General features: G+C 44.8%; 8 protein-coding genes. 6 read left to right on the top strand and 2 right to left on the bottom strand.

Annotation, left to right across the window (positions count from 1 at the left end; all coding sequences use genetic code 11):
* A partial coding sequence (locus tag PseudUWO310_RS23140) for a hypothetical protein (RefSeq protein WP_190316122.1) occupies positions 1–647 on the top strand: 647 nt, incomplete at its 5' end.
* A 72-nt stretch (positions 648–719) separates the two neighbouring features.
* Here PseudUWO310_RS23140 and PseudUWO310_RS21820 read toward each other — a convergent pair.
* The gene (locus PseudUWO310_RS21820) at positions 720–1,838 is read right to left on the bottom strand and encodes a ParB/RepB/Spo0J family partition protein (RefSeq protein ID WP_143190460.1); all 1,119 of its coding nucleotides are present in this window, start codon (positions 1,836–1,838) and stop codon (positions 720–722) included.
* A gap of 59 nt (positions 1,839–1,897) precedes the next feature.
* Positions 1,898–2,689 carry a ParA family protein gene (locus PseudUWO310_RS21815; protein WP_143190459.1) on the bottom strand — a complete coding sequence of 264 codons (792 nt, stop codon included), beginning with the start codon at positions 2,687–2,689 and terminating at the stop codon, positions 1,898–1,900.
* Between the two features lie 316 nt (positions 2,690–3,005).
* Between PseudUWO310_RS21815 and PseudUWO310_RS21810 the strand changes: the two genes are divergently transcribed.
* The 5 genes from PseudUWO310_RS21810 to PseudUWO310_RS21785 all read left to right on the top strand — a co-directional run bounded on the left by PseudUWO310_RS21810 (position 3,006) and on the right by PseudUWO310_RS21785 (position 11,936).
* Positions 3,006–5,876: a helicase-related protein gene (locus tag PseudUWO310_RS21810; RefSeq protein WP_143190458.1), complete on the top strand. Its 2,871-nt coding sequence runs from the start codon at positions 3,006–3,008 to the stop codon at positions 5,874–5,876.
* 88 nt (positions 5,877–5,964) lie between these two features.
* On the top strand, positions 5,965–10,962 hold the full coding sequence (locus PseudUWO310_RS23435; RefSeq protein WP_223805801.1) for a DUF559 domain-containing protein: 4,998 nt from the start codon (positions 5,965–5,967) through the stop codon (positions 10,960–10,962).
* Positions 10,963–10,972: 10 nt separating this feature from the next.
* Positions 10,973–11,422 (top strand): element excision factor XisH family protein, encoded by a 450-nt coding sequence (locus tag PseudUWO310_RS21795; protein WP_143190457.1) that lies wholly within the window; start codon positions 10,973–10,975, stop codon positions 11,420–11,422.
* The gene (locus PseudUWO310_RS21790) at positions 11,377–11,709 is read left to right on the top strand and encodes a XisI protein (RefSeq protein WP_143190456.1); all 333 of its coding nucleotides are present in this window, start codon (positions 11,377–11,379) and stop codon (positions 11,707–11,709) included. Before PseudUWO310_RS21795 ends, PseudUWO310_RS21790 begins: the two co-directional genes overlap by 46 nt.
* 17 nt (positions 11,710–11,726) lie before the next feature.
* Positions 11,727–11,936, top strand: a complete 210-nt coding sequence (locus PseudUWO310_RS21785; RefSeq protein WP_143190455.1) for a hypothetical protein — start codon at positions 11,727–11,729, stop codon at positions 11,934–11,936.
* Positions 11,937–12,032 lie beyond the last annotated feature (96 nt).

The raw sequence follows: 12,032 nt of genomic DNA, 5'->3' as shown, positions 1-12,032 counted from the left end.
TGGCGATGACAGGTTTGCATCCCACTGATAAAGATCCCGCTTTTGCAGCGTTTGTCGATCGCCATATTTTGGCGACGGTAACGCAGTGTTTTGGCAGGAAAGCAGGCGATCGCTTTAATCAGGGTGACAAGATTTATTTCTTATCAGATTTTGATCTGGGTGATATCCCCCATACTCTCATCAAGTCTGGTGATATCACTCCTGATGCGATGTCTAATTTGGAGCTTCTACAATTCAAGGTATCTCAGGTGATTAATTCTGTTACCGATGGTGGGTTTGATTTGCTCAATGCGTCGGAACGTCAGTTGTGTGACTATTTTGGTATTACGCGTGGAGTGTTGCTGTACCATTTTGATTGGATCAAACCGTTATTAGATAACCTATATAACCAATTGATCCATAGTTTTAATGAAAAGCTGCATTCTTTTACTGAGCCTTCTGATTTGGAATTGGTTGATCTTTGGGCTGGTGTAACTGAGTTGTTTTTGAGTGATAATCTGCCGATAAAAGATACTTTCGTTGGTGTTTTTGAGTTCTTTTCAGAACATATTCCAATCTATTTACATAGCCATGTTCTGGCGAGCCTTTCTAATCATGCTCGTCATAGGTTGTTTTCCACTTTGGCGGTTTTGGTGGTTAATGAATAATCATTGTTGCTAAACTTTCCCAATCTACTGTTTTATTTAATAGCTTATTGGTCAGCAATTGTTGAGCGATCTCTATTTTATTAAATCTAAAATAGATTCAATTTCTTCTAGTTTCTGCTGAAAAAGTGCTCGTAGATCTTTTATCTGTTCTAGATTTGTGTTAGCAATATTTTCCCTAGACAATTTCTCTACACTTCGCTGTATCGATATGATTTGTTTTGATGAACTATGCTCTGACTTAATGTATTTAGCCTTAATTTGAGCAACAAGTTCTCTGGTTTTAGCAACGTTTAACTCTTCGGATAATACTTGCTCTGTGGCTTTGATGCGCTCTTTCGATGCTATCTTTTCCGAAGTTTCTAATGCTTTTGCTGATAAGACAGAAAGTGCTAAGGCATGAGCGCCCTTGAGTCCTTTTTCTCTAATCGCTTGCTTTAAGTCATTAGGTAGGGACAGCATCGGCATCAGATTTGCTTTTACTGATGTTGGGTTGAGCGCTAAACCTAGCAACACTAACAGTAATTTTTCTTCAGCTTCATTCACGCCTAACCTTTGAAGTCCTGAGATCTGTTCTTCGGTAGTGGCGGTGACAAGACTTGTTAGTTGGCTTGTTTGTTTTTGTCTTTCTAAACGTCTTAATCCCGTTGCCAGAACTGTCAATATCCCCTCTGTTCCCATACTGGTAGCATCAGCAACTTCTTTAAAGATTGCTTCGGCTTTGTCAAGAGGATTAAGATCTTCATGGTGAATAAATGTCAGTAGTGCTTTCCGATGTAAGTCATCTGGCATGATGGCGATAACTGATCGCAGTGTTTGCCAGCCTAAGATTTTGGCAGCTTCCCAACGGCGTTGACCATCCAATAGGATATAGTGGTCATCTTGAGGGATCACAATTAATGGGGTAATTTGTCCATCTTTTTCGAGACTTCGGGCAATAGTTTGAATGCTTTCATTGGTAATAGTCTGACGCGGTTGATGAGGATTTGCTTGAATCTTGCTTACCTCAATATCTTGTTCTCCAGATTGTTCTTGTAACTGCGATCTGAGGGCTTCAATTTGCTTTTCTAGGACAGGAGACTGAGAAGATCGCAGCTTTTCTACTTCGGCTTGTAGTTCAGAAATACGTTGTGCTTGATCTGTCGCTTGGATTGCGCCAGTAAATCTTTGTGAAATTGATGGAATTTTTCCCATGAGTATTTCCTGTTTGAATTTATTTGTTTTAGTACGGGAGCCCCTTCGCGCCACCCATTCTAACCTTTTAATAATTTAATGATATCTTTGGCGATCTCTTGAAAATCGCTGCAAGCAGGATGATTTGGGCGATATTTTTGTAATGGTAACCCATTAGCACTAGAGTTTTTGAATTCAGATGAATCACGGATATGTGGATATAGCTTGATCCTTAACTGCTCAGTTATTTCTGGCAACTGTTGTAAATATTGTCGATGGATCGCACGACTACTATCATAGAGACTAGGTACTAGTCCAAGTATCTGAGGGGAAGGATCGAGTTTGAGATCCTCTGTGATAGCGATCGCCCATTCAACTAAATCCGCAACTCCAGAGATAGACTTCATTTCTAGCTGGATCGGTACAAGTAAGCCTGTACTAGCCGCGATCGCGTTTTCGCAAATGATGCCCATCGTCGCAGGGCAGTCTAATATCACGACATCATGACGTAGGGGATGACTTTTTAAGCGATCGGCGAGAGCATATTCCCCTCGGCGACGAATCACTAGATCATCGGCTAGTCTTGCCATGCTGGGATGACCTTGACAGACTTCGATGTTAGCAATATTCCATGCAGGAACCAATGTCCAATCACCTGTAAATTCTTTAGACAAAGCTCCAACTATTGATGTTTCTGGTGTGGCGGGTGGGAGTCCACAGAAAACATCTAGGGCTCGTTGAGGATCAAGATCGATTAATGCAACAGATATTTTATGCTTGCTTAATTCATAGGCGAGATGGACAGCGAGAGTTGATTTCCCCACCCCTCCTGCATTTGCAACAATTCCAATGATTATTTGTTTTTTGCTCATATCATTGCCAGCGATGTCGTATTTTAATATACGACACAAAGAACCCAAAAGTTATGGGATACGCAACGTATCCCATAACTTTTGGGTTCTTTATCTTTAAAGTGTTTTTAGCTCTAGTAAAAAAGAGAAAGCCCTGCCACAAATTTTCTCGGTTGATATCTTGAACAAAAATTGCTTTGCTGTAGTTATTGTGAAAATTTAATGCTAAATTGGTTGCTATTGGGGGTCGTATTTTAAAATACGACATATTAGCTCTTTCTAGTTCTTTCTTTTACGCAGATTGTTTTGATGCGCTTGACTATATAAAATGCCAACAATGCCCAGTTACAATATCGGTTCCGTCGTTACCTGTCGCGATCGCCAGTGGATTGTTTTACCGTCAAATCATGCAGATGTGGTCAGACTAAGACCTTTAAGCGGCAACGAAGATGAGATCTGTGGCATTTTCGATAAACTGGGATTGGATGTAATCGAGTCTGCCGAATTTCCTGCACCACAACCTGAAGCAATTAAAGACCGTCAAGCGGCTCTGTTATTGATGGATGCAGCAAGGCTAAGTTTGCGGAATGGCGCGGGACCTTTTCGGAGTTTGGGGAGATTGTCGGTTTATCCACGTCCTTATCAGATGGTTCCTTTGCTGATGGCTTTGCGATTAGAAACAGTACGCCTACTAATCGCTGATGATGTGGGGATTGGGAAGACAATTGAGGCGGGATTGATAGCAAGGGAAATGCTCGATCGCCATGAAATTAAACGAATTGCTGTTTTATGTCCACCGCACCTATGCGATCAATGGCAAAGGGAATTACGGGAGAAGTTTCATATTGAGGCAGTTGTGATTCGGTCGGGGACAGTGGGCAAATTAGAGCGATCGCTACCTGCGGGAGATCATCATGTATTTGGTTACTATCCCCACATCATCGTTAGTTTAGATTATGCCAAGTCCGATAAACGTCGAGCGAGTTTTTTAGCCTATTGCCCAGATTTAGTGATAGTCGATGAGGCGCATACCTGTGCGCGTCCGAGTGGTCAAAGTGCTTCTCAACAGCAGCGCCATCAGTTAGTTAATGAGATTGCAGCAAAGCAGGATCAACATTTAATGCTGCTATCAGCAACGCCCCATAGCGGTATTGAAGAATCTTTTTTGTCAATTTTGGGCTTGGTTAAACCAGAATTTGCAGCGATGAATTTAGAACATCTCTCAGAGAAAGAGAGAATCAAATTAGCCAATCATTTTATTCAACGTCGTCGTGCTGACGTGAAGCAATGGCTAGGGAGTGAAACCCCATTCCCTGAAAGATTATCTACGGAGCTTAGTTACAAGCTGACGCGAGAATATCGGGAATTATTTAATGAGGTTTATGATTTTGCACGGGGCTTGGTTAAGGGTGTTACCGATGATATGTCCTATGCTCAAAAGCGGGGACGCTATTGGGCAGCATTGGCGCTGATTCGTTGTGTGATGTCATCACCTGCGGCGGCGGTAGCGACCTTGAGTAAACAGGTGGAAAAACGTGAGGTTTCGGAGCGCTTAGAGGAAGAAGCGATTGATGAAGACTTGATGGCATCCTATGTTTACGATCCGACAGAACAGGAACAGTCTGCCGATGCTCAGCCCATATTGGCGATCGAGCAGGGACAGCAACAATATCGAGATAGCGATCGCCGTAAGCTTAAAGCCTTTGTCCAATCCGCCGAAAAGCTCTACGGGGCAAAAGATGCCAAGTTGCAACAGGCGATCGCTACTATCATCAAGCTCTTGGAAGAAGGACATCATCCGATTATCTGGTGTCGCTATATTGCCACGGCGCAGTATTTAGCTAAGCATTTGGGCGACGTGCTGAAACAAAAGCTCGACAAAAAAGGCGATCGCTTGCGGGTGTTGGCGATTACGGGCGAACAGTCGGAAGATGAACGGGAGATATTTTTAAACGAACTTGCCAGCTATCCCCAACGAGTGCTAGTGGCGACGGATTGCTTGAGTGAAGGCGTAAATTTGCAAGAGCATTTCTCGGCAGTGCTGCACTATGACTTACCTTGGAATCCTAATCGCTTAGAACAGAGAGAGGGTAGGGTCGATCGCTATGGTCAAAAAGCATCGGAAGTGAAATGTGCTTTACTCTGTGGACAAGATAATCCCATAGATGATGTGGTGTTAAAAGTATTGATTCGCAAGGCGGTTAAAATTCATCGTTCCTTGGGAATTACTGTGCCTGTGCCGATGGACAATGCCAACATTACCGAGCGAATTTTCAACTCTTTATTTGAATACGAATCGGCAGGCGTACAGCTTTCTATTTTTGACGCTGGCTCACAGTTGGCGCTACTGGATGCTGAAATGAATCGCATTTGGGAGCAAGCTGAGGAAAAAGTTAGCCGTACAAGGTTTGCTCAGAGGGCGATTACTTCGGAGGATGTGCAACAGGAATTAATTGAGTCCGATCACGTGTTGGGTAGTGCTACAGAAATCGAGCGCTTTGTGCGATCGGCTTGTGGGCGTTTGAATGCCTCACTCATTCCCAAAACCATCCAAAAGCATCCTTGCTATCTGTTGCCAAATATCCCGTCCCAGATTGCTCCAAGTCTGTCCGCATTCTTAGGCGATCGGCAAAAGTTAACTCTTTCCTTTGTCAGTCCTATGCCTGATGGGGTAGAGTTTATTGGTCGCAATCATCCCCTAGTCGAAAGCTTAGCGCGATTTCTATTAGAGGATGTCTTGAGTAATACAGTTGATCCTGTGGCGGCGCGTTGTGGTTTCACGGTGACAGATGCGGTGACTAAGCGCACGACGTTATTACTATTGCGCTTGCGGCATTTGATCGATAGTCATAAACAAGGACTTAAGGAGGATAAAAGCCTATTAGCTGAAGAATGTTTAGTGGTTGGGTTTACAGGCTCAACTTCAAATCCGATTTGGCTAGAACAAAGTGAGGCTTTACGGTTAATTGAAACGGCTCGACCCGTTGCCGATCCGCCTAGTTTGGGGCTGGTGCGATCGGATATGCGCGACTTGTTAGAAAGTATGGAAGATTTGCAGGAGGAATTGGAATTAATAGCGAAGTCGCGATCGCAGGATTTAGCGCAATCTCACCGTAGAGTTAGAGCAATTACGAAGGAGGGACAGGTCAAAGTGAAGGCTCAGTTACCGATGGATTTGCTCGGTGTCTATGTTTTGAAACCTAAGTAGTTCAGAGTAGTCAAGGCTTTAGCCTATTACCACTTTAAACTCAGAGGCTAAAGCCTTGCTACGGTTAATCATCAATTTATTAAGTATCATGACCACTACTCAAATCGTCAAAAATAGTACAGGTTTGCATATCGAAGGTAATTTGATTGCGGGGGACTATCTTGCGGATCTGGTTACGGGCAATGTTAAGGGACAAGCGCCCGAAGATTTTGGCTTTGCGAAGGCGGATAAGCTGGCGGATGAGATTGCGACGGTGTGGGGTGAGGCAAAAAAGTTTTGGGCAGGATTTAAAAAATCCCGTGAAGAATCGAGTTTCTCGGAGTCTGGGACTACGGAAACGCGCAAGGCTTGGGTTGTGCCTTTACTTTATAACTTGGGATATTTGCCAAGTTTTAGGGGTGAGGCGGAAGTTATTGATGGACAGAGTTTTGCGATTTCGCATCGGGCGGGAATGCCCTCACCCCCCAGCCCCCTCTCCCAAAAAGGGCGAGGGGGAGAAAGAGAATCAGGAATATTGTCCCCCTCTCCCAGAGGGAGAGGGGCTAGGGGTGAGGGCGAACCTCCGATTCATATTACTGGATGCAGAATAAGACTTGACCAGAAGCCGCCAAGTGGAAATCCGAGGCTGTCGGCTCATGGGTTGATGCAGGAATATCTCAATCGGACTGAGCATCTATGGGGGATTACTACCAATGGTTTTCAGTGGCGGTTGTTGCGCGATTCTTCTTTGATGACGAGGCTTACTTATATTGAGTTCGATCTTGAGCAAATTCTCGAAGGTGAGAATTTTGCAGACTTTGGGTTGTTTTATCGCCTATTTCACCGATCGCGTTTACCGCAGGGAATGGACGATGCCCATGAGTGTCTGTTGGAGTTTTATCATCAAGAGACTTTGCAGCAGGGCGGCAGGGTACGCGATCGCCTAAGAGATGGTGTTGAAAGAGCGATCGCCCAATTAGGAAATGGTTTCTTGCAACATCCCAAAAATCAAGCATTGAGGGATGCTCTTACTCCCCCTTCGCCCTCATTGGGAGAAGGGGGCAGGGGGGATGAGGGCAAAATTAGCGATCGCGATTTTTATCGACAAATCCTGTTGCTGATCTATCGCCTTTTATTCTTGATGGTGGCGGAGTCGCGCAATTTGTTACTGACGGGGGAAGATCCTGAAAAGGTGCGGATTTATGAGGAGTATTACAGCATTGAGCGTTTACGCGCTCTAGCAGAAAAGGCGATCGTTCCTCGCCGCGAAGGATTTCAAGACCTATGGCAAGGTTTGCGGGTGACGTTTTGCCTTTTTGATGAAAATTGGCGCGGTGAGTTGTTGGGGCTATCGCCGCTTAATGGCGATTTGTTCGGCTCAACGACTTTGCCAGAGCTAAATGTCAGTGCCTTAGATAATTACGATCTCATGGTTGTCATTCGCAATCTATCGCTCTATGCACCGACCGATAAGGCACAACTGCGGCGGGTTAATTATGCGGCGCTGGATGTGGAGGAGTTAGGTAGTGTTTATGAGAGCTTGTTAGATTTTCATCCACAGGTGAGTTTGTCTCAGGGTAAGTATGAGTTTTTGTTAGTGGCGGGTAGCGATCGCAAAACGACAGGAGCCTATTACACGCCATCGGAGCTTGTGGCGCAGTTGGTGAAGAGTGCCTTGGAGCCAGTGATTGCAGAAAGGATGAATGAGGCGAAGAATTCCCTCACCCCCCAGCCCCCTCTCCCTAGGGGCGAGGGGGAGCAAGACGAATTTCAGAACCCCTCGCCCTCAGGGAGAGGGGCAGGGGTGAGGGATTCTTGGGAAATTTCTGATGATTTGCGGAAGAAAATGCAGGATGTGGCGCGACAATTTCGTAAAGAGCCAACTCAAAGTGAAGCAATTTTGTGGGAGGCAATTCGTAACCGTAAGCTAGAAAATCGTAAGTTTCGCCGTCAGCATCCTATTGGCACATTTATAGTTGATTTTTTCTGTAGAGAAGAAAACTTAATTGTAGAAGTTGATGGACTAATCCATGAATCTCAGAAAGAGCTAGACCGTCAACGGCAAGGACTCCTTGAATCTCTTGGGTTACATTTTGTGCGTGTCAGTAGTCAACAAGTAGAAACATCACTCTCTGAGACCTTAGAAACAATCAAACAATCTTTCTTGCTCCCCTCGCCCTCTGGGAGAGGGGCTGGGGGTGAGGGTCTTCAACAACTTCAAGAATCCGCACTCCTCTCCATCAAAGTTTGCGATCCTGCCTGTGGGTCGGGACATTTCTTATTGGCAGCAGCACGAAGGATTGGGAAGGAATTGGCTAAAGTGCGGACGGGTGAAGCTGCGCCTAGTCCTGAACCTTTGCGTGAGGCGACCCGTGATGTGATTCAGCATTGCATTTATGGTGTGGATATCAATCCCCTAGCGGTTGACCTTTGCAAAGTTGCGCTCTGGATTGAGGGTTTTGCGAAGGGGATGCTCCTTAATTTCCTCGACCATCGCATTAAGTGCGGGAACTCGTTGGTGGGTGTTTTAAATCTCGATGTATTAAAGGAAGGGATTCCTGATGAGGCGTTTAAGGCGGTGACTGGGGATGATAAGGCGCTGTCTAGCATCAAGAAGAAGGCGAATAAGCAGGAAAGGCTCAAGGATCTCAAGGGGCAACTCTCAACGGCTGGTCAGTTAGATGATGATTTGGCGGAAATTGCCTCAGCATGGCAGGAGTTAGATCGGATTCCTGAGAATACGCCTGAATTTGTGAAGCAGAAGAAGGATCGCTATGAGGCGAATCAACGCGATCGCAAGTGGTGGCGCAGTCGTTCAGCTTGCAATTTGTGGACGGCGGCGTTTTTTATGCCTTTGACTGAGCAGAATTTGCAGTTATTGCCAACTACGGCGGCGTTGATCAGGTTGTTGAATGAGGATATTCCCTCACCCCCTAGCCCCCTCTCCCAAAACTCTACTAGCTATGTCAATAGCTTACCCTCACCCCCTAGCCCCCTCTTCCAAAAAGGGAGAGGGGGAACAGGAACCGAAGAAGGTCTTGCTCCCCTCTCCCCCCTTGGGAGAGGGGCTGGGGGTGAGGGTCTTCCAGCGATAGGAGTAAGGGAAATCGTTGATGCTGCGAATCAGTTAGCCTCTGAGAAGGGCTTTTTTCATTGGGCTTTAGAGTTTCCTGATGTGTTTGAGAATGATGGTTTTGATTGCATTCTCGGTAATCCTCCTTGGGAGCGCATCAAGTTACAGGAAAAGGAGTTTTTTGCATCGCGGGATGCGGAGATCGCGAAGGCGGCGAATAAGTCGGAACGGGAGAAGTTGATTAAGACTTTGCCAACTCTTAAGCCTGAATTGGCACGGGAGTTTGAGGCCGCGAAGCATGATGCTGAGGCACAAAGTAAGTTTATCCGCGAGTCGAATCGGTTTCCTTTGACGGCGGTGGGTGATGTGAATACCTATGCGGTGTTTTCGGAGACGGCGAGGGATTTGATTGCGGGGAATGGTAGGGCTGGAATTATTGTGCCTACGGGGATTGCGACAAGTTCTACAACCTCAGCTTTTTTCCGAGACTTAGTAGAAAAATCTAGCCTTTCAAGAATTATGGGTTTCATTAATTCTAAGAAAATATTTACAGATATAAAGGATTACATTACTTTTGCAATTGTAATTATGCAGGGTAAGTCTAGACAATCTCCAGCAATGAAATTTTGTTGGTTATCTTTGACTATTCAAGAAGCAAATCAAGACAACAAACAAATCATTTTAGATCAAGATGATTTTAAACGTATTAATCCTAACACTCTTAATTGTCCTGTTTTTAGAACGAATCAAGATGCAGAAATAACTAAAAAAATATATCAAACAGTGCCAGTATTAGAAAATGAAATGACTGGGGAAAATCCTTGGAGTATTTCATTTATGAGTATGTTTCACATGGCTAATGATAGTTATTTATTTAAAAATGAAGCTTGCGAAAATTTTTTGCCACTGTATGAGGCTAAATTTTTCTGGCACTTTGATCATAGATTTTCTACATATGAGAATGCTAGTCAAGAAAACATAAATGAGGGAAACTTACCACAAACAAATGGGACACAAAAGATTAATTTCAGTTTTGAGGTTATGCCTCGATACTGGATAGAAAAAAACGAAATAGAAAATCGACTGAATGGCAAGACTAACAAGAATTGGCTAATTGCTTTTCGTGATATTGCTTCTTCAAATAATGAAAGAACAGCAATATTTAGTGTTTTACCAAAAACTGCGGTTGGACATACTGCGCCAATTGTTCTTGTCGATCAACACAATCATTTACTTTGTTGTCTATTTGGTAATTTTAATAGTCTATTTTTTGATTTTATCACTCGCCAAAAAATAGGAGGAGTTCATTTAACTTTTACAGCATTAAAACAACTCCCCGTCCTACCCCCCGATCGCTACAGCCAAAACGACATCAACTACATCGCCCCCCGCGTCCTCGAACTCACCTACACCGCATGGGACATCAAACCCTTTGCCGACGACCTTTGGAATCCCACACCCACTCGATCCCAGAGCGAAGTCGAAGGGAGCAAAACCGAAACCCACTCTATCCTCATCCAAGCCAGCGACAAACAACAACTGGGGCTTGACCTAGAACTAGACCTCACAGGCAAAAAACAACTCGAACTCACCACCCCACCAGACCCCACCCACCAAACCCACCTCCGCCAACTTATCCTCGAACAATGGCAAGCCAACCGCGCCGCCTTCGAGCAAGACCCTCACCCCCCAACCCCCTCTCCCAAAGAGGGCGAGGGGGAGCAAGAAGACTTCTTACACCCCTCGCCCTCTGGGAGAGGGGCAGGGGGGGAGGGGCTTGGCATCCCCCTTCCCCCCTTCATCTGGCACGAAACCCGCCGCGCCCAAATCCGTGCCGAACTCGATGCCTACTATGCCAAACTCTACGGCTTAACCCGTGACGAACTGCGCTACATCCTCGACCCTGCCGACATCTACGGCGCAGACTTCCCCAGCGAGACATTTAGAGTCCTAAAAAACAACGAAATGAAGAAATATGGCGAATACCGCACCCAACGCCTCGTTCTCGAAGCATGGGATAAACTGGGATATTAGGAGGAAAATCATGTCAGCCCGCGATCTATTTCACCAAGTTGTCAGACACGCCCTTGAAAAAGAAAATTGGCAAATAACCCACGATCCCTATGGACTCCAAACAGACAGCTTTGACCTAGCCATAGACCTTGGAGCCGAAAAAATTCTTGCAGCCGAACTAGGAGAAACTAAAATTGCAGTAGAAATCAAAAGTTTTCTCGGATCTTCTAAAATTTCTGAATTTTATGGAGCATTAGGACAATTTATAACCTATAGACTTGCCCTGCAAAAACTAGAAAGCGATCGTATCCTCTATCTAGCCGTCCCCGAAAACCTCTATGACAAATTTTTTGCCACTTCCTTAGTCCAAGAACTACTTCAACAGAACACCATTTACCTAATTACCTACGACATCGAACAGGAGAACATAGTCAAATGGATACCCTCACCCAATACCGTCAACATATCCAAAACCTCCTAAAAGAACACGCCAGCCTAGTTTGGGATACCCGTATTCGTGCAGAAACAATCTTTGACACCGAACATGACCATTATCAACTCGTCTATGTAGGTTGGCGCAACTCTAAACGAGTCTATGGCGTTGTTCTCCACCTTGACATCATTGACCACAAAATTTGGATTCAGCAAGACGGCACAGAAATTGGCATAGCCAATAAATTAGTAGATCTCGGCATTCCCAAAGCAGATATTGTCCTCGCCTTCGATCCGCCCAACCTCCGCAAATACACCGATTTTGCCGTTAGTTAAACAGGAGAATACATACCATGCCTAACCTAAACACCATTCAACAAGACATCGCAGAACTTACCCCAGAAGCACAGCAAATTATCTTTAACTTAATCGATTTACTAAAAAAACAGGCTAAACCAAACCAACAGAGCAATCTAGCAACCCCAAAACAAGACTGGACAGACTTTATCGGTTGCATGGAAGCAGAACCAGATCTTACTTTTCACGTCATCTTTGAAAGGTAAACGAGAAGGGGGTTTCAGGTAGATGGTACGGATGGGGTTAAAGTAGTAAAAAGCAAGTAAAAGTAGGGAAGAAAAATGATGAACTGGTGGGACAAG

This window comes from Pseudanabaena sp. UWO310 (assembly GCF_006861605.1).
In the GTDB taxonomy this organism is placed as follows: domain Bacteria; phylum Cyanobacteriota; class Cyanobacteriia; order Pseudanabaenales; family Pseudanabaenaceae; genus Pseudanabaena.
Note: the sequence above shows the minus strand (reverse complement) of the source record. Positions and strands in the feature narration are given on the sequence as shown.

Excerpts from the sequence above, each read along its gene's own strand:
- PseudUWO310_RS21820 (WP_143190460.1), bottom strand. The coding sequence starts at position 1,838 with ATGGGAAAAATTCCATCAATTTCACAAAGATTTACTGGCGCAATCCAA.
- PseudUWO310_RS23435 (WP_223805801.1), top strand. The coding sequence starts at position 5,965 with ATGACCACTACTCAAATCGTCAAAAATAGTACAGGTTTGCATATCGAA.
- PseudUWO310_RS21795 (WP_143190457.1), top strand. The coding sequence starts at position 10,973 with ATGTCAGCCCGCGATCTATTTCACCAAGTTGTCAGACACGCCCTTGAA.
- PseudUWO310_RS21790 (WP_143190456.1), top strand. The coding sequence starts at position 11,377 with ATGGATACCCTCACCCAATACCGTCAACATATCCAAAACCTCCTAAAA.
- PseudUWO310_RS21815 (WP_143190459.1), bottom strand. The coding sequence starts at position 2,689 with ATGAGCAAAAAACAAATAATCATTGGAATTGTTGCAAATGCAGGAGGG.
- PseudUWO310_RS21785 (WP_143190455.1), top strand. The coding sequence starts at position 11,727 with ATGCCTAACCTAAACACCATTCAACAAGACATCGCAGAACTTACCCCA.
- PseudUWO310_RS21810 (WP_143190458.1), top strand. The coding sequence starts at position 3,006 with ATGCCCAGTTACAATATCGGTTCCGTCGTTACCTGTCGCGATCGCCAG.